Here is a 26254-nt window from a genome sequence, read left to right as displayed (position 1 = left end):
ATAGACAGTAATCGGTTGTTGAATACACCATGGGGGGCTGGGTTGAACCATCCCCCCATTCTTTCTATATGTGAGAAAAGATATGTCAAAAGAATTTAGCCGCACGCAGCGCGTATCCCAACAGCTGCAAAAAGAACTCGCTATGATCATACAACGTGAAGTCCGCGACTCACGCTTAGGTATGGTGACTATTTCAGAAGTCGAAGTGTCACGTGACCTTGCTTATGCAAAAGTGTTTGTGACGTTTCTATGCGTTGGTGAGCAGACCCCAGAAAGCTGCTTAGCTGCGTTAAAAGAGCATGAAGTTCATATCCGCATGATGCTTGGCAAACGTATTCGCTTACGTTTGACACCAGAAATTCGCTTCACTTATGACAATACTTTGGTTGAAGGTATGCGCATGTCCAACTTGGTGACTGAAGTGGTCAGCAATGATAAGCGCAGACAGAAAGATGCAGGGCGTGAAGATGAAGCGTCTGCAGAAGAAGGGAATGAATAGATGGCTCGTCGTCGTAAAGGTCGCCCAATTAACGGGGTAATTTTACTGGATAAGCCAACGGGTATCTCCTCGAATGATGCCTTACAAAAAGTAAAACGTATTTATTTTGCAGAAAAAGCCGGACACACTGGCGCGCTCGATCCTTTGGCAACAGGAATGTTGCCTATTTGCCTTGGTGAAGCGACAAAATTCTCTCAGTTTTTACTTGATTCAGATAAGCGTTATCGAGTCATTGCAAAACTGGGTGAGCGAACCAATACCTCTGATTCAGACGGAGAGGTAGTGGAAACACGTCCAGTCAATGTGCAATTAAATACCCTGCGAGAGTGCATCGAGCGTTTTCGTGGTGAAACCGACCAAATTCCGTCAATGTTTTCTGCACTGAAGTATCAAGGCCGTCCTCTATATGAATACGCTCGTGAAGGCATTGATATTCCTCGCGAATCTCGAAAAATCACTGTCTATGATATTGAATTGATCCGTTTCGAAGGTGATGAAGTTGAAATGGATGTGCACTGTTCGAAAGGCACGTATATCCGTACTATCGTGGATGACTTAGGTGAAATGCTTGGTTGTGGCGCACATGTGACCATGCTGCGTCGTACTGCGGTCGCGAAGTACCCATATGAGAAGATGGTGACTTTAGAGCAACTTGATGCATTGCTGCAACAGGCGCTGCGTGATGATGTCGCACCGAAAAATGTGTTGGACTCGTTATTGATGCCAATGGACAGTGCGGTGCAAGATTTGCCGGAAGTTAACCTCATTCCTGAGTTGGCAGACATGGTACAACATGGCCAACCAGTGCAAGTGTTGGGTGTGCCACTTGATGGCACAGTGCGCATGACCATGGGTGAAGAGAAACTCTTTATCGGTGTGGGTGAAATTGACCAAGATGGTCGTGTTGCGCCTAAGCGATTGGTCGTTTTTAGAGACGGAGAGTCGCTTTAAATAGCTATTGCTTAACGTTGGGGATTTCCCTATAATCCCGGCTTCGCGTAGCGGCTGAATCAGAGATTGGCTGCTACACCTTTAAACTTACTCTTATTAGGAGAGCATTATGTCTCTGAATGCAGAAACTAAAGCGGCAATCGTTGCTGAATACGCACGTGGCGAAGGCGACACTGGTTCACCAGAAGTACAAGTAGCACTACTAACTGCTTCTATCAACCACCTACAAGGTCACTTCAAAACTCACAAAGGCGATCACCACAGCCGTCGTGGTCTACTACGTATGGTTTCAAGTCGTCGTAAGCTTCTAGACTACCTAAAAGGTAAAGATTTAGGTCGTTACCAAGACCTAATCAAACGTCTTGAGCTACGTCGCTAAGATCAGTTTGTTCAGAAAAGGGGCTTTTAGCCCCTTTTTTGTTATCTAAATTTGGCACAATCTCTCCTAAGTCGCTATACTACCCGCCGCTAAAGTGTGTTGTATGTACTTTAACGCTTCATACTCATAGCATTACAGTCACCGAAGTCGGCCAGCAGGTCGCGGCTATTAAAAGTAGCGTTCAGATACCAGTGGGAGCGGCAAGCCCAACGCTTTGTTTCCCGTGATATAGAGCCTATTTTTACTAGTCGCGATTCGTAATGTCTTGAGTGTTATTTCATTCAATCTAGAGGCAACTCTAGAGCAAGGATAAACAATGTTTGATAAACCAGTAGTGAAATCATTCCAATACGGTAATCATACCGTCACTCTAGAAACCGGCGTTATCGCACGCCAAGCTACATCGGCTGTTATGGTCACTATGAACGATACCGCGGTATTCGTTTCTGTTGTTGGTAAAAAAGAAGCAGTAGAAGGTCAAGACTTCTTCCCTCTTACTGTTAACTACCAAGAGCGTACTTACGCAGCGGGTAAAATTCCAGGTGGCTTCTTCAAGCGTGAAGGTCGTCCATCAGAAGGCGAAACTTTGACTGCGCGTTTGATTGACCGCCCAATTCGTCCTCTTTTCCCTAATGCATTTAAAAATGAAGTTCAAGTCATCGCGACAGTGATGTCTGTAAACCCAGACGTTCAACCTGACATCGTAACTATGATTGGTACTTCAGCAGCACTTGCTATCTCTGGTATTCCATTCAATGGTCCTATTGGCGCGGCGCGCGTGGGTCACATTGATGGTCAATTAGTGCTTAACCCAAGCATGACTGAGCTTGCAGTATCTCGTCTTGATCTTGTGGTTGCAGGTACAGACAACGCGGTACTGATGGTTGAATCAGAAGCGGATAACCTAACTGAAGAAGAAATGCTAGCAGCGGTTGTTTACGGCCACGACCAACAACAAGCTGTGATTAAAGCGATCAATGAATTTGCTGCTGAAGTTGCCACTCCAGCTTGGGATTGGGTTGCTCCTCAAGAGAACACAGTACTTAACAGTAAGATCGCTGAACTAGCAGAAGCTAAGCTTGTTGAAGCTTACAAAATCACTGAAAAAATGGCTCGTTACGACCGTATTCATGAAATTGCTGCTGAAGTAAACAAAGTAATTCTTGCTGAAGATCCTGAAGCAAATGTGAAAGAAATCCACACTATCTTCCACGATCTAGAGAAGACGGTTGTACGTCGTAGCATTATTGCTGGCAACCCACGTATTGACGGTCGTGAAAAAGACATGGTTCGTGCGCTAGACGTACGCACTGGTATTCTTCCTCGTACTCACGGTTCTGCACTATTTACTCGTGGTGAAACTCAGGCAATCGTAACCGCTACTCTTGGTACTCAGCGTGATGCTCAAATCATCGATGAGCTAACAGGTGAGCGTAAAGATAACTTCCTACTACACTACAACTTCCCTCCATACTGTGTGGGCGAAACTGGTTTTGTAGGCTCTCCTAAGCGTCGTGAAATCGGCCACGGTAAACTGGCTAAGCGTGGTATCGCTGCCGTTATGCCTTCAGTGGAAGAGTTCCCATACACAGTTCGTGTCGTATCAGAAATCACAGAATCTAACGGTTCATCTTCAATGGCTTCGGTATGTGGTACTTCTCTTGCTCTGATGGATGCAGGTGTACCAATCAAGTCTTCAGTTGCAGGTATTGCAATGGGTCTTGTTAAAGAAGGCGATGATTTCGTTGTTCTTTCTGACATTCTTGGTGATGAAGATCACCTAGGTGACATGGACTTTAAAGTAGCGGGTACTAACCAAGGTATCACTGCACTGCAAATGGACATTAAGATCGAAGGTATCACCAAAGAGATCATGCAAATTGCGCTAAACCAAGCACAAGGTGCACGTAAGCATATCCTTTCTGTGATGGATCAAGCGATCTCTGGTGCTCGTGCTGAGATTTCTGAATTTGCACCACGCATTTACACCATGAAGATCAGCTCTGAGAAAATCAAAGACGTGATCGGTAAAGGTGGTGCTGTGATCCGTGCTCTAACTGAAGAGACGGGCACAACCATCGAAATCGAAGATGACGGTACAATCAAGATTGCGGCAACCGATAGCGCTCAAGCTAAAGAAGCGATTCGTCGCATTGAAGAGATCACGGCTGAAGTTGAAGTCGGCGCTATCTATACTGGTAAGGTCGCTCGTCTGGCTGATTTTGGCGCGTTCGTTAACATTCTTCCTGGTAAAGATGGTCTGGTACACATTTCTCAAATCGCGGATCAACGCATCGAGAAAGTCTCTGATTACTTGAAAGAAGGCCAAGAAGTTCAAGTTAAAGTACTTGAAATCGACCGCCAAGGCCGTGTTCGTCTAAGCATGAAAGAAGCGGTAGAGAAACCAGCTGAAGAAGTTGTTGCAGCACCAACGGCTGAATAAGGCCACTTTAAGCTTGAGAAGCACGGCGCTTTAGTCGCCTTTTCAACATAAAGCATGATATAAAGGGAGCGTTATTCGCTCCCTTTTTCATGCCTAGATTAATGCGATACACCCACTTATCTTGGGCTTTGGGGTACACAGGAGTTTTATTTGTGAAATGGTTTCCAACGGCCGCATTGAGTGCTTTGATACTGATAATGTCGGGCTGCGCGTCAACTCAAAATGACAATCAAAGTCAATGGGTATACCCTCCGATGGCAGTGCCATTGCAGTCTTCATTACAGCAACAAGTTCAGATAGCGCGTTTGACGCAACTGCTACAACGTACTGATCTGCCTGATGATGTGCGGGCCAAAATGTTTTATGAGCGTGGTAACAACTACGACAGTGTTGGGCTACGCACTTTAGCACGTTTAGATTTTGAGCAGTCACTCGCTCTTAACCCGGCGCAGCCTGATATCTTTAATTTATTAGGCGTGTATTACACGCAAGTTGCAGAGTTTGATGCCGCTTATGAGGCATTTGATTCGACATTAGAACTTGAACCTGACAATTTTTACGCTGAGCGTAACAGAGCCATCGCACTTTATTACGGCGACCGTACAGAACTTGCGCTGGAAGAGATTCGTGCACATTATCAACATGACCCTAGCGATCCCTTTCGTGCATTGTGGCTATATATTATTCAAAGTGAAAGCGAGCCTTTGCAGGCACGTGTGGATCTCTTCAATCGCTATCAAGTTCGAGATGATCAATGGGGATGGCTCTTGGTTGCGTTAACGCTTAAGGAGATATCGGAAGAGCAAGCTTTTAAGATGATCTTAGAAGAAGGCAGCGGTAATGCGATACAAGCACAGCGTTTAACTGAGGTCTATTTTTATCTCGCTAAGCGTTACCAACAAGAGGGAAATTACGCGCACGCGATCGCCTTGTACAAGCTTGCGTTGTCATTTAACGTCTACGAATATGTTGAGCATCGATACGCTTATCTTGAATTAGGGAAAATTTTCCAGCAAGTAAGAGCCGACTATTTAGCTAAGGCGAAAGCTGAGCAGCCAGAGTCTCAGCAATAAGTACCTTATTATATCCTTTTCCTTAAAGCCGCTGACTTTTTCAGCGGCTTTTTTGTTGCTTAACGATCTAAAGATCCATAAAATAGTTAGCCTTGATAACCATTTTAATTTGAAAAGCAGTGAAACTAGAAGCTAACTTAGAAAAATTAGAGCGTTTTAGTGCCAAAATCTGGCGTCGGTATAGCAAAGCTGATCCCATTTCACAATTGAGCTTTAATGAATATGATTACCTTAAAGTGATTCAAAGCTCTTCTTTGCCACTGCGCTTAACTGATTTAGCCAATGAGATGGAAGTGAGTAAACCATCGGTATCAAATATGGTTAAAAGGCTTAAAAATAAAGGGTTGGTTCAGACGGCACAATGCCAAGATGATGCGCGTTCTTACCGAGTTTCTCTCACCGATACTGCGCGTGAGCATTTAGCGGATGAAGCGAAAGTGTACGCTGTTGTCGCAGAGCAAGTGACTAAGCATCTCTCGGAAGAAGAAGCACTGTGTTTTAATATGTTGTTATCCAAAGTATTACTTTAATTTACTTATATAGTTAGCTTTGCTAACTATGGTGTCTGTTATGAAAAATTCAATTTACCGCCAATTTTGGCGCTATACCATTCCGACCGTGGCAGCTATGTTAGTCAATGGCTTGTATCAAGTGGTGGATGGTATTTTTATTGGTCATTATGTTGGTGCTGAGGGATTGGCGGGCATTAACGTTGCGTGGCCTATTATTGGCTTTATTTTAGGGCTTGGCATGTTGGTGGGCGTTGGAACCGGTGCTCTGGCTTCGATAAAGCAAGGTGAAGGGAACATAGCTGCAGCTAAGCAAGTGCTTGCTACCGGCCTATTGTTGCTTTTGATGCTAGCTCCCGTGGTGGCGACAATTCTATGGTTTCTTGCGGACGATTTCATTGCGTGGCAAGGCGTTGAAGGACGAGTCTACCAACTTGGCTTGCAATATTTGCAAGTATTAGTGATCGCTTGTGTCTTTACGCTTGGCTCTATTGCGATGCCTTTCTTGTTACGAAACGACGACAGCCCTAATTTAGCCACATTGCTGATGGTGAGTGGTGCGATAATCAATATTCTCTTCGATTATCTGTTTATTGCCGTTTTACATTGGGAACTTACTGGTGCCGCCATCGCAACGGCACTCGCACAATTAAGTGTGACGGTATTAGGCATAGGCTATTTCTTTTCGAAACGTGCCAAGCTGCGGCTGTCACTTTCGGTGATGCGAGTGCAATGGTCTTTATTACCGCAAATTGTTGTTATTGGTACTTCAAGCTTTTTTATGTATGCCTATGGTTCGATGATGGTGGCGGTGCACAACAGCCTATTTGCTCACTATGGCAGCGCGGTACTTGTTGGGGCATACGCGATATTAGGCTATATCGTCACGGTTTATTACTTAACGGCAGAGGGCATCGCGAATGGTATGCAGCCGTTAGTTAGCTTCAATTATGGTGCCAAAAACTATCTTCATATTAGAAAACTGCTCAAAATTGCAATGAGCATTGCCGTGCTTGGCGGGCTGGGTTTTGTGGTGCTGCTGAACTTGTTTTCCACTCAGGTTGTGGCGGTCTTCAATTCAACTGACCCGCAATTGATGGCAAGCGCTGTACTGGGCTTAAAACTGCATATGTTCGCGCTGTTTTTGGATGGATTTTTAGTTGTCGCCGCCGCCTTTTATCAAGCGACTAATCGCGGCAGTAAGGCGATGTTTGTCACCATTGGTAATATGGCGATCCAACTACCGTTCTTGTATTTGTTACCTAAGTTATATGGCGTGACTGGTGTGTGGATTGCCTTCCCCATTTCCAATATTGCGTTAAGTTTGGTGGTGGGTTTGATGTTGTGGCGAGATTTGCGTGCACTACCTTGTGATAACGCGAAGCAAACCGTGTTCGCTTAACAAGAGCCTCCCCCTTGTCTCTAGGGGGAGGCTACGCTCAGCTTTGTTGAATCGCTAGGCCCGGTAATTGGTGCCAATAGCCGTTACACTGGTGATTGGTTAAAGGGGAGGGATGCTCTCCTTTTTCATTGGCCTTGAACTGCGACAGATGTTCGAATGTCTCAAAACCAAGTGGGCTTAAACGAACGACATCGACCAATCCCGCCATACTTGGTAAATCATTAGCAAGGTTATAGCAATAGCCCGACTGGGTTTGGATACCGTTGAGGTTAAATACCGCTTGGCCTTCTTGGCTGTGAACCTGAATTCCGGTTGGATACTTGATACAGCAAGTCTCACATTCATCCTTCGCACGGTTTTCGGCCCGTGCGGTAAAGCAGCGTGCGGAGTAAGCCAGTGGCAGGTATCCGTGGCTAAAAACTTCTACTTCAAACTGGTTTTTGATACCAAGCTCATCACATTGTTGCAATACATTGATTAGCCAATCACGGGAGAGTTCAACAGGCATGCACCAACGGATCATCCCTTGCTTTAGGAACAGTTGCAGTGTGCGCGCGTTGTAAGCATTCACGGCGGGCCCAACCACAAAAGGAAGGCGTTTTTCACTGGCGAGTTGAATCGCCGAAACGTCATTTGCTTCAATCGCAAAATCGCCATTCTCAATATACTTTTTCATCACATTGATTTCGCTCGGCGCTTCCAGTAGCGCCATGGTTGAGATCACAACCTGTTTACCCGCTTGTGAAAGCGCTTTGGCGATCTCAAACCAGTGTTGTGGTTTTATCTCACGTCGCTTGGAGCAGACCGATTCACCCAAATAGATCACATCAGCAGGGCTATTGATTGCCTGTTGATAAAAACTTTCTACCTCTTGTTTGGGCCAGAAATAGAGTAAAGGACCCAGCGCATATTTCATTCTCTTCTCCATTCTCTTATTGCCATTGGCGATGGTACGCGCCGAGTGTCGTTTGCGTGCCTTCAGAAACGTTGGCTAAGGCGGTATTCCAAGCCGTTTCTACTTGGTAGGCTTGTGGATTTGCTTGGTAGCGATCAATCGCCGCTCGCCAGGTTTTAGTCACTTGCTCCACATATGCAGGGCTACGTTGGCGACCTTCAATTTTGACGGAAGCAACGTTGGCTGCAAACAGTTCTGGTAATAGTGATAACGTATTTAAACTGGTTGGTTCTTCCAGTGCGTGGTAGCGTTTAGGTTGCCCATCGATCTGCGCTTCAAAACGACCTTTGCACAAGGTTGGGTAGCCTGCATTTTCTCCGGCTGCGTATTTATCAATCAAAATTTCGTTTAAGCGAGATTCCAAACCTGAGTCCGTTTCTTGCCAGCGGACGTACTTCGCGGGCGAACAGGCTCCGACAGTATTGGGTGATTCTCCCGTCATATAGGAAGAGAGATAACAGCGCCCTTCAGACATAATACATAAGCTGCCAAAGGCAAATACTTCAAGCTCGACGTCACTCATCATATTACGTGAAAGCTGTTTGACTTGATGGATTGATAGCACTCGCGGTAACACCACTCGCTTAATATTGAAATTCTGCTTATAAAACTCGATAGCGGCGACGTTGGTGGCGGAGGCTTGTACAGAAAGATGCAGTTCCAGATCTGGATATCGGTTAGCGGCATAATCCAATACCGCGATATCGGCGATGATCAACGCATCCACGCCTAAACTGGCGGCATTATCGACGGCGTGAGTCCAACGCTCGAAGCCATTAGGGTGGGCGAAGGTATTTAACGCGACATGAATTTTTTTATGGTGATCATGAACATATTGCACCGCTTTATCTAACTTCTTACCTGCGAAATTAAGGCCAGCAAAGTGGCGAGCATTGGTATCATCTTTGAAGCCGATATAAACCGCATCTGCACCACAATCGATCGCTGTTTTTAGAGCAGGCAGGTTACCTGCAGGACATAAAAGTTCCATTGATCCGTACGATATCTAAGGGAAAGTAGTGGTATTTTATGAAGCATTATGAATGGCAAATTTGATGTAAGGCAGGTTTGGGGCGAATAAACGAGATTTACTTATTTGGGAGTAGAACGATGACGACGATTTTGAACGAATAACTCTTCTACTTCCTGCCTTGGTTGTGGCCGATAAAAATGGAAGCCTTGAATTGAGTTACAGTTGAGATTAGAGAGTAGCGTGGCTTGTTGTTGGGTTTCCACACCTTCGGCAACGACCGTTAAGTTGAGTGATTTACCTAAATTGATGATGTTTTCAATGACGGTGATTTGTTTAGGAAGTGTATCGATATCCGTTATAAAAGCGCGGTCAATTTTAAGTTCATCAATCGGGAAGCGAGCGAGGTAAGAGAGCGAGGAATACCCCGTACCAAAGTCGTCAATGGACAGAGAAAAGCCCAGTTTTTTGATCGCGTTCAACATTTGCAAGGTGTGTTCGCTGTCGCTCATGACGGCACTTTCGGTCAGTTCAAATGTGATGCAGTTTGGATCAAGCTCCGTGGTGCGAAGCAGTTTTTCCATATAATCAATCAACTTCGGGTTACAAAACTGTTCTGGCGATAAATTGATCGCCACGCGACCTGGTAAAATGCCTTGCAGCTTCCAGCGTTTTACGGTCGAGAAGACATCACGCATCACCACTCGGCCTAAATGTTCAATCAGCCCAGCTTTTTCCGCGACAGGGATAAAAGCGCCCGGGTTGATATACCCTTCCACAGGGTGTTTCCAGCGCACCAAAGCTTCCGCACCATTGATGCTGAAGTCGCGAGCATTTACTTTCGGTTGATACCACACTTCAAGGCCATTTTGTTGCAGCGCTTTTTGCAGTTCAATTTCAAGCCATAAGCGCATGCGCGCTTCTTTGTTCATTTGATCGTTGAACTTAATCAGACGGTTTCTACCACGATCTTTGGCTTCATACATCGCCGTATCGGCATTTTGCAACAATACGCGTGCATCGCTACCGTCACCAGGGTAGGCGACACTACCTATGGAGCAGGCTAAGCGTTTACTGAAATGGTGCAGATCAAACGGTTGGTTAATCAAAGAAATGATGCGTTCAGCCAACATTTCAGCGGCGCGACTATTTTCAGGATCAGGCAGTATTAGTCCAAATTCATCGCCGCCAAGGTGGCCCACAATCGCTTGTTGTGGTAGTAAACGTTTCAGCCGTGCTGAGACCTCTTTAATGACTTTATCGCCAATATGATGGCCTAAAGAGTCATTGATGTTTTTGAAGTTATCAATGTCTAAATAGAGCATCACAAGGGGTGTTTCATTTTGAATGAACTGTTCTAAACGTTTAGTGAAACCAAAACGGTTATACAAGTTAGTCAGCGAGTCAATGTGGATATCGGCATGCATAGTCGAAGACAACTGCTTAGGTGCATCTTCTGCATCTTGAATCAAAATCAGTTGTGAGCTGTTGCCCAGCACGACGGTGGCTCCAGCGTGCAGTTGAACTTTACGTTCAAAGCCACACTTTGGCCCAGTGAGGCAGACCAATGGTGCCCCTGCGAGTAATAAACTAAGTGGAGAACTGAATACGGTTTTACTTTTTTCATCGACAAACAAGCGCGATAACTCTTCACCAAGAAGCTCTGAGGTATTTTCAAAACCGAGTAAACGAGCCGATGCGGGGTTAGCAGAGATAATGCAGTCGTCATCGACCAGCAACAATCCATCGGGAAGCAAGCTAGTCAAGGTTGAAAATTTATTTTCCGACTCTTCTAATGAGCGAATGAGGATCTGTTTTTCGGAGGTGTCGATGGCGTGAAACACAATATTTTCGACTTTTTTATCACCCATGATAGGTGATAAAGAGAAATGCAAACTCGTTTCTAAATCGATCTCGTGAAGAGTCAGTTCGGTCTCAAGCGTTTCTCCTTGAAATGCCCGTTCATAATAGGGTTTGAGATGGCGGTAGAAATGCTCACCCAGAATTTGTGAGTCATTCATTCCAACCAATTCGGTTGTGCTCAGCCCTGCAATATCACAATAACGTTCATTGACCATCACATAGTTATGTTGGTCGTTCAAGATGGCAAAAAAGAACGGACTGTTCGACGTGATTTTTGCAAACCAATGTTGTAAATGTTGCGAAGGCATCAAGCTACTACCACTCTCCAGAGCACTTATATTCATGAGGATGTTACAACGTAAGTAACACATTAACTATAACTTTGATTACTAAGCTAGAAAAGGTTCTCAAACAATGTACGTTTTTTGATGCATCACAGGAATTTGCACCCCCACATCCATTATGATTAGGTACTATTGCATTACAAAGTAACGGATAACGCTCGTGATTCACAAGATTCGTACTCAACTAGTTCAAAACGCCGCTTCAATTTTGCGATCCCCAGTCCACTTCTTACCGCAAGTTGTACAAAAAAAAGCCTTGCTAGAAGGGTTGAAAACTATATTTCATGAGGCTTTGCAAGAAGGTGACTTTGAATTTCTTGATGGGAAATGGTTAAAGGTTTCAATTCGCGATTTGAATTTGAATTGGTATATCAGCTATCAAGCGGAACAACTTGTTGTGTCTGATAAGACGGAAGTGGAAGATGTCAGCTTTAGCGGTAACCTAAATGATATGGTGTTGATTGCTGGTCGAAAAGAAGATCCTGATACGCTGTTCTTTCAACGTCGACTCTCCATTGAAGGGGATACCGAACTGGGGTTAGAGGTGAAGAACCTGATGGACAGTGTTGACCTAGAGCTTTTACCAAAACCATTCCAGATGTTAATAAATCAGCTAGCAGATTTTGTGCATAAGGGCGTACAATCGCCAGTGACACAAAATGAGGTAATGAATGCTTATTCGAACTGAAGCGCCAGCGGATATCTTAGCGATTGACCGCTTATTAAAATCAGCCTTTGAGACAGATGCTGAAGCTAATTTGGTCATGACATTAAGGGAAAACAGCCATTTGACGCTCTCTTTAGTGGCCTGTGATGATGACGGCGAAGTCGTTGGTCATGTGATGTTTAGCCCAGTATTACTCAATGGTGAAGACTTAAATTGGCAAGGGCTTGCACCGTTAGCCGTGAAAAAAGAGTGGCGAAATCAAGGTGTCGCCGCCTCGTTGGTAAAAGAGGGGTTAATCTGTTTGGCTGAGTTCGATTATCCAGCTTGTGTGGTTTTGGGTGACCCGGATTATTATCAACGCTTTGGCTTTAAAGAGGCGGCGAAATTTGATTTTCGTTGTCGTTGGGATGTTCCAGTTGGCGCGTTTCAGATCGTTGCATTAGTCGACGGCGAATTGAGCGGGCGAGCGGGTTTAATTGAGTATTGCCCAGAGTTCAACGATCTTTAATCACCGTATTTCTATTCAAAACAGGGAGCCCAGTGCTCCCTGTTTACTTTTATGCTCTTCTCATTTGAAGCTACCGTTGTGTTGGCTACATTCGCTCACCCCAATCACCTCGTTTATCTAGGCTCATGGGGATGAATTCACTTGCCGCCTATCTGCAACTTCAAGTTGTTTGGGCATAGCTCTTGGGTCATTGGATGATTAACGGTTTCTGTCTTGGCGCTGATTTGTTAGGATTGCGATGTTCAATGAGGTCATAAACAGATGTCACATCACGAAAATCAATATTTACAAGAAATGGGCATCCAGCGTTGGGAGCTTATCCATCCACAGCGGCTGGCTGGCTATCAACCTGATCCGGTGACGCTGCCGAGCACGTGCCGTTTATTACTCGTTTCCCCCCAATACCCGCAACAAGGTGCTCTATTGCTGTTTTCAAGAGTATTGAAAAGTATGGGGCTCGAAATCAGTCAGGCGTGTCATCTTGAGCCTCACTCTCTTAGCCAACTAACAGGCTCCAGCATTGAATGGGTGTGGTTTTCAGGCTGTGAAAAGAAAGAAAGCCCGTTGGCCCAGAAAGTGTTAACGTCACCGCCGCTAGTTGAGATAGATGGCAATACCGAGCTGCGCCGGGCGTTGTGGCAGCAAATTTGTTCTTATGAGTCATAAAACTATGAATATTGATGTTGTGCCTTTATCACTTCCTCATCTTGATGCTATTTGGTCCATTGAGCAGCAAGCTCACAGTTACCCTTGGGCTGAATCACTCGTACGCGACTTGGCGAGTCGTGGTGCATGCCACCATGCTATGTTGGTTGATGGCAAAGTTGTCGGTTATTTCTATGCACAGAATATTGTTGGAGAGGTGACCTTGTTAAATATCGCTGTCGATCCGCAGCAGCAAGGTAAGGGTTACGGAAAATTGTTGATGGAGTTTTTCTTAACTTACTGTGAAAAAGCGCAAGCTGAAAGTGCGTGGCTTGAAGTTCGCGAAAGCAACATCCGCGCTTATAGCTTGTACGAATCGCTGGGTTTTAATGAGCTCGATCGTCGAGTGAACTACTATCCCACTCCGAAAGGATCAGAAGATGCGATCATCATGAGCTACTATTTTTTGTAGCTTATTTTCCATCAGCAGATCGTTTGCAAACTCAGGTTTTTTTCATGGTCATGCGTCTCGGAACTATTTCTGGTGCGCCTTATCTTTTTGATGTTCATTGAGTTGATAGCATGGGCTTGCAAAACGCTTGACGACTTCCTTAGCGGTTAACGGCTTATCAAATAAGTAACCTTGGAACTGATCACAACCCAATTGTTTGAGAGTTTCGAGTTCTTGGCACTCTTCCACACCTTCGGCTATTACCTCCAAATTTAAACGTTTCGCAATCATAATAATCGTATCCACAATTGCTTGGTCACTCTCATCTAGATGCAATTGAGTGACAAAAGAACGATCGATTTTGAGCACATCCACCGATAAAAGTTTGAGGTAACGCAGTGATGAATAACCAGTGCCAAAATCATCAATCGAGATACTCAGCTTACTTTTTTTAAGTTGCACCATTTTTTGAATCGCACTTTCTACATTTTCCAGTAATAGCCCTTCAGTAATCTCCAATTCAAGATGTTCACCAGTAATACCTGCTTGTTGCATTGCATGGTTAATGTGTTCAACAAAAGAATCTTGAGAAAACTGCAACGGACTGATGTTGATGGCTAAACGGCGAAAATGGGGCGGTAATACTCCTTGGCGCTTCCAAGCGGCGTATTGATAGCACGCTTGCTCTAATATCCAGTTTCCAATCGGAATAATTTGCCCCGTTTCTTCTGCTATGGTCATAAACACACCCGGTGGCAATACACCTTTGGTTGGGTGGTTCCAGCGGATCAAGGCTTCCACACCGACAATATTGTGCCGCTCATCGACTTGAGGTTGGTAATAGAGTTCTAACTGTTGGGTATTGAGGGCTTCATGGAGGCCTTTTTCTATTTCCAGAAACGATTCGACTTGAGCCTGCATTTCTGGCTCATAAAACATGTATTTATTGCGTCCATTCGCTTTTGCGCGGTAAAGCGCTGTATCGGCTTGTCTAAGTACATCGATATTGGTTTTGCCCACTGACGGAAAAATCGAGATACCAATACTCACAGTGCAATAAAGCTGGTGGTCATCAATCGAGTAAGGGTTGGAAATCAGAGCCAGAAGCTGCTGAGCTACCTTCTCTGCTTGTTGGCGAGAGAGATGAGGAATCAACACCGCAAACTCATCGCCACCGATGCGTGCGGCGGTGTAATCGTGTTTAAGCCAGCCATCCATACGCATGGCGATGGCTTTGATTAAATGATCCCCCGTTGTGTGTCCAAGTGAATCATTAATCGTTTTGAAACGGTCGAGATCAAGGTAAAACAACACACCAGAAGTGTGTGTGCGAATACTGTTATCAATGGCATCAGTGAGTAGTTGCAGCAGCAAGCTGCGATTAGCAAGGCCAGTTAACGTGTCGTAGTAGGCTAATTGGTTAAGTTTAGCATCCGCGAGCTCTCGCTCTTTCCATAAAGTATAGAAAGTACCGGCTAACTCACTGAGCTCATTTTTTTGCTGTTGTAATGGCGGCTGTGTTGGACGTTGATTGTTTTGCAATGAGCGAACCCACGAAATTAACGTGGTGATGGGTTTTGACAGCTTGTAGTAAAAAAAGACTAAAAGGATCGAAGTCAGCAACACATTTCGAAAGAGATCAAACAGCAATACTCGTGTGGTTTTTGCAATAAATTCTTTGGCAATGGAAGAGCCGTTGACGGAAAAACTTAAGCTACCTACCACCACACTCGAATTGGGTTGATGCAAGTGAGTTTTAAAGATGGGTATTTCAGGTGTCAGATAATTCGATAAGAGCCGAATAAAAGCAGTCTGCGCTGGAATCTCTCTGCTTTTTTTTGCCAGTGTATCGCCAAAATCATCAATAATTTCAACGTGATAAATGGCATTATCAACCATTAGGCTAGAGACGACTTGATTGGCTAATAAGTTATTGAGGTGATAAGCAGCCTGGCTGGCATTTGAATAATTTTGCAGCAGTTTAAAACGGTAGTGATCTTCAATGCGAGCTTGCTCATGGTGCAGGTCGAGCAAAGTATGATACAAACTAAAGCCTATCCCAAGGATCACCGAGACTAGGAACACTGTTTTGGCTTGTTTAAATGCCAGAGAATTTCTTTGTTTGGTTATCAGCATAATACTCGCTTATTCTCTTCGCCCTTTTTAGTTATAGCTCATATTTATTGATAATTTAATTACAAATAGAAAGGTCGTCATTCTCTTGTTGATTTGTATAGCGACGAAAGTTGCTCCCAGATCAAATATAGGGGAGAATACCGCGCAAATTTGAATCGAACTGCTGATCAGCGTAAGCGCTTCGGCTCTCCCTTATATCAGCATATTGAGAAGACCTGTTTCATGTCAAATACTCCTTCTTTGAGTGAAGTTTCTAAACGTAGAACCTTCGCTATTATTTCGCACCCGGATGCGGGTAAAACCACCATTACTGAAAAAGTTCTGCTATTTGGGAACGCTATTCAAAAAGCGGGAACGGTAAAAGGGCGCGGCTCTAACCAGCATGCTAAATCAGATTGGATGGAAATGGAAAAAGAGCGTGGTATTTCAGTCACGACCTCTGTGATGCAATTTCCTTACAATCATTGTTTGGTTAACTTGCTCGATACTCCAGGGCACGAAGACTTCTCGGAAGATACTTACCGCACATTGACGGCGGTTGACTCGTGCTTAATGGTGATTGATGCAGCAAAAGGTGTTGAAGATCGTACTCGTAAGCTGATGGAAGTGACTCGCTTACGTGATACACCGATTGTAACCTTCATGAACAAATTGGACCGTGAGATCCGCGACCCAATGGAATTGCTTGATGAAGTGGAGAATGAGCTGAAGATTGCCTGTGCCCCGATTTCATGGCCAGTGGGTTGTGGTAAAGAGTTTAAAGGCGTGTACCACATTCACCGTGATGAGACGATTCTGTACGCGAGCGGCCAAGGCCACACTATTCAAGAAGAGCGCATTGTTAAGGGTCTCAACAACCCTGATCTGGATAAGGCCGTGGGTGATGACCTTGCCGCTCAGCTGCGTGATGAGCTTGAATTGGTATTGGGTGCTTCTCATGAATTTGATCAAGAGCTGTTTTTAAAAGGTGAGTTGACCCCTGTTTTCTTCGGAACGGCATTAGGTAACTTTGGTGTTGACCATATGCTGCATGGTTTAACTGAGTGGGCTCCGGCGCCGATGCCACGTCAAGCTAATGAGCGTATTGTTGAAGCCACGGAAGAGAAATTCTCAGGCTTTGTGTTTAAAATCCAAGCGAACATGGATCCTAAACACCGCGATCGTATTGCGTTTATGCGTATTGTGTCGGGTACTTATACCCAAGGCATGAAAATGAACCACGTGCGTATTGGTAAGCAAGTGAGTATTTCTGATGCGGTTACCTTTATGGCGGGCGATCGCTCTCGTGCTGAAAATGCTTATGCTGGCGATATTATCGGTTTGCATAACCATGGAACGATTCAGATTGGCGATACCTTTACTCAAGGTGAATCGTTGAAATTCTCAGGTATTCCTAACTTTGCTCCTGAGCTGTTCCGTCGTATTCGCTTGCGCGATCCACTGAAGCAGAAGCAACTGCTTAAAGGTTTAGTGCAGTTGTCGGAAGAGGGAGCGGTTCAAGTCTTCCGCCCACTACAAAATAACGATTTGATTGTGGGTGCAGTGGGTGTGCTGCAGTTTGATGTGGTGGTGTCTCGTTTAAAATCTGAATACAACGTCGAGGCGATTTACGAAGGTGTTAACGTTGCAACAGCACGTTGGATTGAGTGCGCAGATGATAAAAAATTCGAAGAGTTTAAGCGCAAAAACCAAAGTAACATCGCACTGGATGGTGGGGATAACCTGACTTACATCGCGCCGACTATGGTCAATTTGAATTTGGCCAAAGAGCGTTTTCCTGAAGTGGAGTTCCGTGCGACACGCGAACATTAAACTTTGGTGAGTTTGAAGAGAGTGATACTCTCTTCAAACGTTAAAGATAAAAAATGCCGATATTTCAGTATCGGCATTTTTTTATAGGTGGTATTGGAACACTATTTTTTCTTTTTGTTCGCTTTCTTCTTCTTCGAAACCACTTTGACTTTTTTGTCATCGGTTTTCTTTTTCTTTTTGAATACCGGCTTTTTGTGTTGCGGGCGCATATCTTTAATGAAGCGCTCTTTTATCTCCTCATCGACATAACGCGCGACGCGGTCCATCATCACTTGATCATGGGCTTCAACCAAAGAGATCGCATTGCCTTTTTTACCAGCACGAGCCGTACGACCTATGCGGTGTAAGTACACATCCGCTGAGCGTGGCATATCAAAGTTGATCACGTGACTTACGTCAGGTAAGTCAATACCGCGTGCGGCCACGTCGGTTGCCAGTAGTACGTTGACTGCGCCTTCACGGAATCGTGTAATGGCGTTATTGCGACGATCTTGTGGCATTTCGCCTTGAATCCAAGCGCAAGGAATTTGCGCTTTTTCTAGCTCTGTACGCAAATCAGCTAAGCGCTCACGAGTTTTGATAAACACGATAGAACGTTCGGCTTGCTCGGTGAGGATTTTCTTCAATAGCTCAACTTTGTGCACCATGGTATCGGCGCGGTGATACCATTGAGTGATTTTTTTGCGTTCACGACGAGAAGGATCGGCATTGATTGTTGCTGGTTCTTTTAAGAGATCGGCAGTAAAACCTTCCACACCATGACCTTCCAGCGTTGCAGAGAAGAGCAAAGTCTGTTTACGCCAGCGACATTCCGCCGCGAGACGATCGACGATTGGGCCAAAGCCCATGTCCAGCATGCGGTCAGCTTCATCCAAAATAAGCCATTCAATCGCACGACAATCAAAACGCTCGCCTTCAATGTATTCCATCAAGCGACCAGGCGTTGCCACTACAATATCTTGCGTTTTGGCTAAGATGTCGGCGTGCTCTTGATATTGTACGCCGCCGGTGATGGTGACGATATTGAGGCGAGTATTCTTCGCCAGTTCACGAGCTTGATCCGCCACTTGCATCGCCAGTTCACGAGTTGGGGTCAGAATCAAGACGCGTGCAGGGCCGGCTCGCTTGCGCGGGAAATCTAAAAGATATTGTAGCGCGGGTAAAACAAATGCAGCGGTTTTACCGGTTCCCGTTGGCGCAGAGGCAAGAATATCTCGACCATCTAGGGCTTGTGGGATCGCTTCAGCTTGAACTTGGGTGGGACGTTCAAAGCCCATATCTTCAATGGCCGCAATGATGCAAGGGTCAAGATCGAGGTCAGCAAAGGTTTTGATCACAGTGAGTACTCCACAAGCCGTTAGGCTTATTTGGCTATAAAATTAAGGTCGAACATTATAGGGGGATTGGTGATTAGGATCACATGTTATTTCTACATCTTGAGATAAAAATCTTGAGTTAGGGCAATAAAGGCTTCGCTATAACCACTTGATGAGTGAATGACCAAAGATGAATCAATCACAGCAGCCGAGGCTAAACTTAGTTCAATCAATAGCCGATGAGCGGGTTTGTGTGCTATGGGTTGTACTGTGCAGCGCCGTTTAAGCTGCCAACCGAGCGTGAGTGCTTGCTCGATAAATTGTTCCCCTTCATACACGGGTAAAATAAAACAAGCTTGCCCCTCATCGTTGAGGAGACTTTTTGCTCTGACTAATAAAGCGTGATGAGCAAGTTGATTGGTGTGCCTAGCAGTAGCTCGCTTGGGATCATGAGACAGTTCACCACTGTTGAAATAGGGTGGGTTACAAATAATTGCATCAAAGGAAGTGGTGAAGGATGTGTGTAAAATATCATCTTGTATAACGCGGATACGCTGTCCCCATAAAGAGGTATCACTGTTGTATTGGGCTGCTTCAAAAGCAAAGGCATCGATATCGATGGCCGTAATTTGTGCATCGCTAAAACGTTGCGCACACATTAATGCCAATAACCCGGTACCTGTGCCAATATCGAGAATGGTTTTGGGATGGTGCGTGAAAGCCCACGCGCCTAATAGAACCCCATCGGTGCTGACAGGCATTCCCGCTTGTCCACCGTCAATGGAAAATTGTTTAAATTTGAAACGCTTATTTTTGGGCGTGTGACTTTTCATCATTATTTCAAAACATGGCTCTAATTAAGTGATAACCACTATTGTTATCTATTTGTTCGGATTATTCTTCTATCTGTTATGAGAGTGTATGAGAAAATGATCAACACATCATTCTTTCTATTTTTTAACATTTAGAGTTTTAAACTGGTTTTTCACCAATATTATAAATTAATGTAGCGTTTTTTGCTTTGCCCTTGCGAAGTCTTGAGTGTTTCGTCATTATTCGCCCTTAATTTTTAGATTTAGATGCGGTTTAAACTGCATCAACAATGCATACACAACATTTATTAAATAATAATTAAGGGTTATCTGTGAAGCAGACGTTAAAACTAACAGATATTATCGCGGTCGGCTTTATGCTTTTCGCGTTTTTCTTGGGTGCTGGTAACATCATCTTTCCGCCAATCGCTGGCCAACTTGCTGGAGAGCATTTGCTGCCCGCTATGACTGGCTTCTTAATTACTGCGGTTGGTCTACCTCTAATGACCATCATTGCTATTGCCGTTGCTGGTGGCTCTTGGGATCATCTAACTAAAGATTTACCCAAACAGGCAGCGACAATGATAGCGGTGATGATTTTTATCATCATCGGCCCTGCTTTTGCAGCACCTCGCACTGGCCTTGTGGCGTATGAAATGGCAGTGAAACCGTTTTTCATTGATGCCCAACAATCGCACTTGACGCTCTTTTCTATTCTCTTTTTTGTTGTTGCGATGTTTTTTGCCTGGTCTCAAGGCAAACTCATCGATGTCATCGGTAAAGTGTTAACACCAGCGTTATTTATTGGTTTGCTTGTCCTCGCTGTGGCTGTTTTTCTTAATCCGCAAGGTGAGATGGTCGCTGCACAAGGTGAATACTTGACTCAGCCGTTGACGAAAGGTTTCCTTGAAGGTTACAACACCATGGATACGTTTGGTGCTCTGATGTTTGGGATGTTAATTGTTGATGCACTGCGCAGCAAAGGCATTACTGAGCGTGCGGCAACCACAAAGTATTTAATCAGCGCGGCGTGCATTGCGGCGGCTGGTTTGGCTTTTGTTTATATTTCACTATTTTATCTTGGCGCGACAAGCTCTGTAGTTGCTTTTGGCGCAGAAAATGGTGGCGTGGTGCTTAGCCAATATGTACAAGCGCTATTTGGCCCTTATGGACAGATTGTTCTCTCCACCATAGTCTTGCTGGCTTGCCTAACCACAGCGATTGGTTTGATTTCAGCATGCTCAGACTACTTTTGCACATTGACTCCAATTTCTTATAAATCTTGGGTGATCATTATTGGTGTTGCTTGTGCTATCGTGGCAAACGTTGGTTTATCACAATTGATCGCTCTTTCTATCCCTGTTTTATTTGCACTGTATCCGGTTGCGATTGCCCTGATTATGTTGACCTTTTTACGTGGGAAACTACCAAATCCAGCAGTGGCATACCGTGTGGTATTGTTGATTGCGTTTCTTTTTGCGTTGATCGATGCGGCAAAAGTGGCTGGCGTGGATGTGTCTGCGTTTAATATGCTGCCACTGTTTGAAGTCGGTATGGGGTGGTTACTCCCAACACTTGCGGCGATGATTTGCATGTTTTTTATCGCTACTAACGTACAGCAAAGTGTGGCTAAAAACGCGGCATAATCGAGTTTTTATCCGTTAGTATCGAAGAGGCTGAGCATGATTGTTCAGCCTCTTTTTTTAGTGCGTGCCAGCTTTTGTTTCAAGAGTTCAAACTAATTTTTCCTGTATCTTCATCACATTTTTAAGTAGAATTCTTCGGTTAAATTCTACTCATAAATGTTGAGCAAACATGTTTGAAATCAATCCTATTAAAAACCGTCTTCAGGATGTGTCAGAGCGCACAAATATCCTGAGGGGGTATCTTTGACTACGACGCTAAGAAAGAGCGTTTAGAAGAAGTGAATGCCGAACTCGAGCAACCTAATGTCTGGAACGAACCTGAGCGTGCACAAGCGCTAGGTAAAGAACGCGCTTCGCTCGAAGCCATTGTCGATACCATTGATCAGTTAGATCAAGGTGTGGATGATGTGGAAGGGCTACTGGAACTGGCTATTGAAGCCGAAGACCAAGAAACCTTCGATGAAATTGGCCCTGAACTGGATGAACTGGAAACTAAGCTTGAACAGCTTGAGTTTCGCCGTATGTTCTCTGGCGATCACGATTCTTCAGATTGCTATATTGATCTGCAGTCTGGTTCGGGCGGCACCGAGGCTCAAGACTGGACATCAATCCTGCTACGCATGTATTTACGTTGGGCAGAAGCGAAAGGCTTTAAGACTGAAGTGATTGAAGTGTCTGAAGGTGATGTTGCTGGCCTAAAAGGCGCAACCGTGCGCATTATCGGTGATTACGCTTATGGTTGGCTGCGCACCGAAACTGGCGTACACCGCTTGGTTCGTAAATCCCCATTTGATTCGAGTGGCCGCCGCCATACCTCTTTTGCCTCTGCGTTTATCTATCCTGAGATTGATGAAAATATTGCTATCGACATCAACCCAGCCGATCTTCGTATCGATGTTTATCGCGCTTCGGGAGCGGGTGGTCAGCACGTTAACACCACCGAATCGGCGGTGCGTATTACGCATATTCCAACCAATACCGTTGTTCAATGCCAAAACGATCGTTCGCAGCATAAAAACAAAGACCAAGCGATGAAACAATTGCGTGCAAAACTGTTTGAACTTGAGTTACAAAAGCAGAACGCAGAAAAGCAAGCCAATGAAGATGCGAAATCTGACATTGGCTGGGGAAGCCAAATCCGATCTTATGTATTGGATGACTCCCGAATCAAAGATTTACGCACTGGCGTTGAAAACCGTAATACCCAAGCGGTATTAGATGGTGATTTAGACAAATTTATTGAAGCAAGCCTGAAATCAGGCCTTTAATGCTTTTTTACCGACATATAAGGTACATGTAAAATGACTGATGCTGTTCAAAACGAAATGAATCAAGAGCAAATAGCGCAAGAAGAGAACAAACTCATCGCAGAGCGTCGCAGCAAGCTGGATCACATCCGTAAGAGCTGTAAAGCGAATGGCCACCCAAATGACTTTCGTCGTGACAGCCTTGCGAGCGATCTTCAACAGCAATTCGGTGAAAAGAGCAAAGAAGAGTTAGAAGCCTTAAACCATGTTGTGGCGATTGCGGGTCGTATCATGGCGAAACGTGGCCCTTTCCTTGTTATTCAAGAAACCTCTGGTCGTATTCAAGCTTATGCTTCAAAAGAGGTTCAAACTGAGCTGAAGGAAAAATACCAAGGTCTAGACATTGGTGACATCATCGGCGTGAAAGGTGCGTTGCACAAATCTGGCAAAGGCGATCTCTACGTTAATATGGAAGAGTACGAATTGCTGACAAAGGCACTTCGTCCATTACCAGAGAAGTTCCACGGTTTGACTGACCAAGAGATGCGCTACCGCCAACGTTATGTGGATTTGATTGTTAATGAAAGTTCACGTAATGCGTTCATTGTTCGCTCTAAAGTAATGACTGCAATTCGTAACTTCATGATCTCAAAACAGTTCATGGAAGTAGAAACGCCAATGATGCATGTGATCCCTGGCGGTGCTAGTGCGCGTCCATTCATCACTCATCACAATGCGCTCGACATGCCAATGTACTTGCGTATCGCACCTGAGCTCTACCTTAAGCGTCTAGTTGTGGGTGGCTTTGATCGCGTGTTTGAAATCAACCGTAACTTCCGTAACGAAGGTCTTTCTCCTCGCCATAACCCTGAATTTACCATGATGGAATTCTATATGGCGTACGCAGATTACAATGATCTGATGGACTTTACTGAGGAGTTATTAAGCACTGTGGCACAGGAAGTTTTAGGTTCGACTTCAATGCCTTATGGTGATGAAACGGTAGAATTTGGTGGTCAATATGCTCGCATGAGTATGTTTGAAGCCATCAAACACTACAACCCAGAGCACGCTCAAATCCAAGCGTTAACGGAACAGGATCTGCAAAACCGTGAGCTCATGGTATCTATCGCGAAATCGGTTCATGTAGACGTTGAACCTTTCTGGACTTGTGGCCAACTGCTTGAAGAGATCTTCGGTGAAACGGCTGAACCTAAGTTGATGCAACCGACCTTCATCACTGGATACCCTGCAGATATTTCACCATTGGCGCGTCGTAGCGATAACAACCCATTCTTCACCGACCGTTTTGAGTTCTTCATCGGTGGTCGTGAAGTCGCCAATGGCTTCTCTGAGCTTAATGATGCTCAAGATCAAGACGAGCGCTTCTTAGCGCAAGTGAATGCCAAAGATGCTGGCGACGATGAAGCCATGTTCTACGATGCTGATTATGTTGTTGCGTTAGAGCACGGTCTCCCACCAACGGCGGGTCAAGGCATTGGTATTGATCGTTTGGTGATGTTGCTCACCAACACCCATACGATTCGTGACGTTATCCTATTCCCTGCGATGCGCCCACAGCAGTAATTGCTACTTTCGTTCCGATAAACCGCCTAAATAGGCGGTTTTTTTTTGCATTAGTTTGAAAAATTTTGTTCACTAGCGTGGACTAACAGACAACAATTTCGAAAGGATTATGAAATAGTTCCCTATATTAAATGGCAAAGCGCTTATTTGTTGTCTAGTCTTATTATCGAGACAGACTACAGCGCCAAGTCTCGTTAATGTAACAGCCGTTTAATGTGCCAAAAGTAGCACTGCATATAAATTTAAAGATAAGGAATAATAGATGGGCACTCAATTCCGAATGGATTCTGTCCCTGGTTCGCTTGTCGTCGTTGGTGGGACATACGAGCCTTGGTTATCTGTACTTGAACAGGTTGGTTGGCGTTGTACACAATGCGCAGATTTACGTAAAGCGGATGCCTTGTTTGCAGAAACAGGCCCATGCATTGGTATTGTTGATTTGAGCCATGATGAATTCAGCCTCAATGGCATTGCAAATTTGGTCAGCAACCATAAACAAGTACGTTGGTTGGCGTTCATTCGTGAATCACAGTTGAGCTCGGATACGATTTGCCAATTCATTGTTAACTTTTGTATCGACTTTTTTACGGCGCCGATTCCCGATGCGCAGCTACTGAGCACCATTGGACACCAACTTGGAATGCTTAAGTTAGAGAAGAAAGTATGGCCACATTATGGATCAACAGGGGATATTGGTTTAATTGGTGAGTCCACTCCCATGAAGCGCTTGCGTGATCAGATCAAACGCATCGGCCCTACAGATGTCAGTATCCTCATTTATGGGGAAAATGGAACGGGCAAAGAGACGGTCGCGAGAGCGGTACACAAAACGTCGTCTCGCGCACAAAAACCTTTTATTTCAGTGAATTGCCGAGCTTTATCGGAGAGCCGCTTTGAATGTGAGCTGTTCGGTATTGGTTGTGAAGACTCATCTCAAACTTCATTATTGGAGCGGGCAGATGGCGGGACGATCCTACTCAAAGATATTCTCACGCTACCTAAAAGCCAACAAGCTAACCTCTTGCGCTTCCTGCAAGAAGGAACGATAGAAACTTCAACGGGTGTCAAAGAGGTGGATGTGCGTATTTTGGCCGCCAACTCTTCCGATATTGAAAAAGCGCTGATTGATGGCAATTTTAACGAAGAGCTGTACCACTATATCAACGTATTGCGTATTAATGTCCCGAGCTTAAAAGAGCGGGCGGGTGATATTGCTTTACTGGCACGCCACTTCTTGCAGGAGTATTCAAAAGAGTTTAACGCGCAGGCGCGCAGTTTTACTGAAGAAGCGGCGCGTTCATTGGCTCGTTATCACTGGCCGGGTAACGTTCGTGAGCTGATGAATCAGATCAAACGTGTGGTGCTGATGTCCGATTCAGTCATGTTGGATGAATTGCAACTCGACTTACCAAAACGCAGTGATGGTAAGCGCAGCCTAAAAAGCATTCGTGAGCGTTCAGAGCGAGATGCGCTATTACTGGTTCTAGAATCCAACTCAGGGCAAGTATCAATGGCCGCCAAAGAGCTAGGTGTATCTAGAGCTACTATGTATCGATTGCTTAATAAACATAACTTAATCACTGAAAATACCTATTAACTTGATGATTCTTCAAGTAAAAATGGCCACATTTAATCCATGTGGCCATTTTTTATAATCATATCTTTTGCGAATAAGTTATTCTCTAGCTGAATGTGTCACTTATTTGCTGTCATCGGTTTTCATTTTAGGTTAATGCATTGTTTTTTAATTGTTTGAAAATTAAGAGTTGAATAATCACCTCAGTTGCATAGAATTTAACCGTGAGCCGTGCTCACACACTCATTTCACTTTGGATTAACTATTTGCTTGGAGGCGCAACATGAATCATTTCGTTTTTGTTCATACTGTTCGCGTTTCTATCGATCTTACTGCGCCTAAATCGTCTCTTACTACAGACGCCTGTCGTATGTTTGATGATAAAAAAGGCACCGATTTTTAGTTAATCCGTAACCTTGAGATAGGCTGCGGAAAAATGGCAGCTTATCAAAGTGTTGATCCA

The 26254-nt window shown here is 44.7% G+C and carries 22 protein-coding genes; 16 read left to right on the top strand and 6 right to left on the bottom strand.

Going from position 1 to position 26254, the window contains the following annotated elements; genetic code table 11:
- The first annotated feature begins 82 nt into the window (after positions 1-82).
- The 7 genes from rbfA to NB504_RS00350 all read left to right on the top strand — a co-directional run bounded on the left by rbfA (position 83) and on the right by NB504_RS00350 (position 7256).
- The gene (rbfA, locus tag NB504_RS00380) at positions 83-499 is read left to right on the top strand and encodes a 30S ribosome-binding factor RbfA (RefSeq protein ID WP_026028089.1); all 417 of its coding nucleotides are present in this window, start codon (positions 83-85) and stop codon (positions 497-499) included.
- Entirely contained in the window at positions 500-1450 is a 951-nt protein-coding gene (gene truB, locus NB504_RS00375; RefSeq protein WP_258428066.1) for a tRNA pseudouridine(55) synthase TruB, read from the top strand.
- Positions 1451-1559: 109 nt separating this feature from the next.
- A complete protein-coding gene (rpsO, locus tag NB504_RS00370; protein WP_010318921.1) occupies positions 1560-1829 on the top strand; it encodes a 30S ribosomal protein S15 in 270 nt (89 codons plus the stop codon).
- Between the two features lie 316 nt (positions 1830-2145).
- The gene (gene pnp / locus NB504_RS00365; protein ID WP_258428065.1) at positions 2146-4272 is read left to right on the top strand and encodes a polyribonucleotide nucleotidyltransferase; all 2127 of its coding nucleotides are present in this window, start codon (positions 2146-2148) and stop codon (positions 4270-4272) included.
- A gap of 152 nt (positions 4273-4424) precedes the next feature.
- Positions 4425-5345 (top strand): lipoprotein NlpI, encoded by a 921-nt coding sequence (gene nlpI / locus NB504_RS00360; RefSeq protein WP_170901130.1) that lies wholly within the window; start codon positions 4425-4427, stop codon positions 5343-5345.
- Between the two features lie 119 nt (positions 5346-5464).
- On the top strand, positions 5465-5875 hold the full coding sequence (locus NB504_RS00355; protein WP_010318918.1) for a MarR family winged helix-turn-helix transcriptional regulator: 411 nt from the start codon (positions 5465-5467) through the stop codon (positions 5873-5875).
- Positions 5876-5915: 40 nt separating this feature from the next.
- On the top strand, positions 5916-7256 hold the full coding sequence (locus NB504_RS00350) for an MATE family efflux transporter (RefSeq protein WP_170899466.1): 1341 nt from the start codon (positions 5916-5918) through the stop codon (positions 7254-7256).
- Between the two features lie 37 nt (positions 7257-7293).
- Here NB504_RS00350 and NB504_RS00345 read toward each other — a convergent pair whose 3' ends face one another.
- The 3 genes from NB504_RS00345 to NB504_RS00335 form a co-directional block, all read right to left on the bottom strand.
- The gene (locus tag NB504_RS00345; protein WP_088720917.1) at positions 7294-8172 is read right to left on the bottom strand and encodes a U32 family peptidase; all 879 of its coding nucleotides are present in this window, start codon (positions 8170-8172) and stop codon (positions 7294-7296) included.
- 16 nt (positions 8173-8188) lie between these two features.
- The gene (locus tag NB504_RS00340; RefSeq protein WP_010318915.1) at positions 8189-9202 is read right to left on the bottom strand and encodes a peptidase U32 family protein; all 1014 of its coding nucleotides are present in this window, start codon (positions 9200-9202) and stop codon (positions 8189-8191) included.
- 101 nt (positions 9203-9303) lie between these two features.
- Positions 9304-11352, bottom strand: a complete 2049-nt coding sequence (locus tag NB504_RS00335) for a bifunctional diguanylate cyclase/phosphodiesterase (RefSeq protein ID WP_026027438.1) — start codon at positions 11350-11352, stop codon at positions 9304-9306.
- A gap of 196 nt (positions 11353-11548) precedes the next feature.
- Between NB504_RS00335 and NB504_RS00330 the strand changes: the two genes are divergently transcribed.
- The 4 genes from NB504_RS00330 to rimI all read left to right on the top strand — a co-directional run bounded on the left by NB504_RS00330 (position 11549) and on the right by rimI (position 13680).
- On the top strand, positions 11549-12076 hold the full coding sequence (locus NB504_RS00330) for an SCP2 domain-containing protein (protein ID WP_010318913.1): 528 nt from the start codon (positions 11549-11551) through the stop codon (positions 12074-12076).
- Entirely contained in the window at positions 12060-12563 is a 504-nt protein-coding gene (locus tag NB504_RS00325) for a GNAT family N-acetyltransferase (RefSeq protein ID WP_017048812.1), read from the top strand. Before NB504_RS00330 ends, NB504_RS00325 begins: the two co-directional genes overlap by 17 nt.
- 261 nt (positions 12564-12824) lie before the next feature.
- The gene (locus NB504_RS00320; protein ID WP_019282741.1) at positions 12825-13229 is read left to right on the top strand and encodes a DNA polymerase III subunit psi; all 405 of its coding nucleotides are present in this window, start codon (positions 12825-12827) and stop codon (positions 13227-13229) included.
- 4 nt (positions 13230-13233) lie between these two features.
- Positions 13234-13680, top strand: a complete 447-nt coding sequence (gene rimI / locus NB504_RS00315) for a ribosomal protein S18-alanine N-acetyltransferase (RefSeq protein WP_019282740.1) — start codon at positions 13234-13236, stop codon at positions 13678-13680.
- Between the two features lie 63 nt (positions 13681-13743).
- Here rimI and NB504_RS00310 read toward each other — a convergent pair whose 3' ends face one another.
- Positions 13744-15795, bottom strand: a complete 2052-nt coding sequence (locus NB504_RS00310; RefSeq protein WP_258428064.1) for a bifunctional diguanylate cyclase/phosphodiesterase — start codon at positions 15793-15795, stop codon at positions 13744-13746.
- A 222-nt stretch (positions 15796-16017) separates the two neighbouring features.
- Here NB504_RS00310 and prfC point away from each other — a divergent pair, with 222 nt between their 5' ends.
- On the top strand, positions 16018-17607 hold the full coding sequence (prfC, locus tag NB504_RS00305; RefSeq protein ID WP_258428063.1) for a peptide chain release factor 3: 1590 nt from the start codon (positions 16018-16020) through the stop codon (positions 17605-17607).
- Positions 17608-17708: 101 nt separating this feature from the next.
- Here prfC and srmB read toward each other — a convergent pair whose 3' ends face one another.
- The gene (gene srmB / locus NB504_RS00300; RefSeq protein ID WP_013857603.1) at positions 17709-18944 is read right to left on the bottom strand and encodes an ATP-dependent RNA helicase SrmB; all 1236 of its coding nucleotides are present in this window, start codon (positions 18942-18944) and stop codon (positions 17709-17711) included.
- Between the two features lie 92 nt (positions 18945-19036).
- A complete protein-coding gene (locus tag NB504_RS00295; protein ID WP_088720920.1) occupies positions 19037-19759 on the bottom strand; it encodes a tRNA1(Val) (adenine(37)-N6)-methyltransferase in 723 nt (240 codons plus the stop codon).
- A gap of 308 nt (positions 19760-20067) precedes the next feature.
- Between NB504_RS00295 and brnQ the strand changes: the two genes are divergently transcribed.
- The 4 genes from brnQ (at position 20068) to vpsR (ending at position 25812) form a co-directional block, all read left to right on the top strand.
- The gene (gene brnQ / locus NB504_RS00290) at positions 20068-21381 is read left to right on the top strand and encodes a branched-chain amino acid transport system II carrier protein (protein WP_019282738.1); all 1314 of its coding nucleotides are present in this window, start codon (positions 20068-20070) and stop codon (positions 21379-21381) included.
- A gap of 169 nt (positions 21382-21550) precedes the next feature.
- A protein-coding gene (prfB, locus tag NB504_RS00285; RefSeq protein ID WP_096000859.1) for a peptide chain release factor 2 occupies positions 21551-22649 on the top strand; the annotation gives its coding sequence in 2 pieces (ribosomal slippage) (positions 21551-21625 and positions 21627-22649; 1098 coding nt in all).
- 33 nt (positions 22650-22682) lie between these two features.
- Positions 22683-24215 carry a lysine--tRNA ligase gene (gene lysS, locus NB504_RS00280; RefSeq protein WP_258428062.1) on the top strand — a complete coding sequence of 511 codons (1533 nt, stop codon included), beginning with the start codon at positions 22683-22685 and terminating at the stop codon, positions 24213-24215.
- 262 nt (positions 24216-24477) lie between these two features.
- The gene (vpsR, locus tag NB504_RS00275) at positions 24478-25812 is read left to right on the top strand and encodes a cyclic-di-GMP-binding transcriptional regulator VpsR (RefSeq protein WP_064624479.1); all 1335 of its coding nucleotides are present in this window, start codon (positions 24478-24480) and stop codon (positions 25810-25812) included.
- Positions 25813-26254 lie beyond the last annotated feature (442 nt).

This window comes from Vibrio sp. RM-69-4 (genome assembly GCF_024743775.1).
Classification (GTDB): domain Bacteria; phylum Pseudomonadota; class Gammaproteobacteria; order Enterobacterales; family Vibrionaceae; genus Vibrio; species Vibrio anguillarum.
Note: the sequence above shows the minus strand (reverse complement) of the source record. Positions and strands in the feature narration are given on the sequence as shown.

Excerpts from the sequence above, each read along its gene's own strand:
- rbfA (WP_026028089.1), top strand. The coding sequence starts at position 83 with ATGTCAAAAGAATTTAGCCGCACGCAGCGCGTATCCCAACAGCTGCAA.
- truB (WP_258428066.1), top strand. The coding sequence starts at position 500 with ATGGCTCGTCGTCGTAAAGGTCGCCCAATTAACGGGGTAATTTTACTG.
- rpsO (WP_010318921.1), top strand. The coding sequence starts at position 1,560 with ATGTCTCTGAATGCAGAAACTAAAGCGGCAATCGTTGCTGAATACGCA.
- pnp (WP_258428065.1), top strand. The coding sequence starts at position 2,146 with ATGTTTGATAAACCAGTAGTGAAATCATTCCAATACGGTAATCATACC.
- NB504_RS00350 (WP_170899466.1), top strand. The coding sequence starts at position 5,916 with ATGAAAAATTCAATTTACCGCCAATTTTGGCGCTATACCATTCCGACC.
- NB504_RS00345 (WP_088720917.1), bottom strand. The coding sequence starts at position 8,172 with ATGAAATATGCGCTGGGTCCTTTACTCTATTTCTGGCCCAAACAAGAG.
- NB504_RS00340 (WP_010318915.1), bottom strand. The coding sequence starts at position 9,202 with ATGGAACTTTTATGTCCTGCAGGTAACCTGCCTGCTCTAAAAACAGCG.
- NB504_RS00335 (WP_026027438.1), bottom strand. The coding sequence starts at position 11,352 with ATGCCTTCGCAACATTTACAACATTGGTTTGCAAAAATCACGTCGAAC.
- NB504_RS00325 (WP_017048812.1), top strand. The coding sequence starts at position 12,060 with ATGCTTATTCGAACTGAAGCGCCAGCGGATATCTTAGCGATTGACCGC.
- NB504_RS00320 (WP_019282741.1), top strand. The coding sequence starts at position 12,825 with ATGTCACATCACGAAAATCAATATTTACAAGAAATGGGCATCCAGCGT.
- rimI (WP_019282740.1), top strand. The coding sequence starts at position 13,234 with ATGAATATTGATGTTGTGCCTTTATCACTTCCTCATCTTGATGCTATT.
- NB504_RS00310 (WP_258428064.1), bottom strand. The coding sequence starts at position 15,795 with ATGCTGATAACCAAACAAAGAAATTCTCTGGCATTTAAACAAGCCAAA.
- prfC (WP_258428063.1), top strand. The coding sequence starts at position 16,018 with ATGTCAAATACTCCTTCTTTGAGTGAAGTTTCTAAACGTAGAACCTTC.
- NB504_RS00295 (WP_088720920.1), bottom strand. The coding sequence starts at position 19,759 with ATGATGAAAAGTCACACGCCCAAAAATAAGCGTTTCAAATTTAAACAA.
- lysS (WP_258428062.1), top strand. The coding sequence starts at position 22,683 with ATGACTGATGCTGTTCAAAACGAAATGAATCAAGAGCAAATAGCGCAA.
- vpsR (WP_064624479.1), top strand. The coding sequence starts at position 24,478 with ATGGGCACTCAATTCCGAATGGATTCTGTCCCTGGTTCGCTTGTCGTC.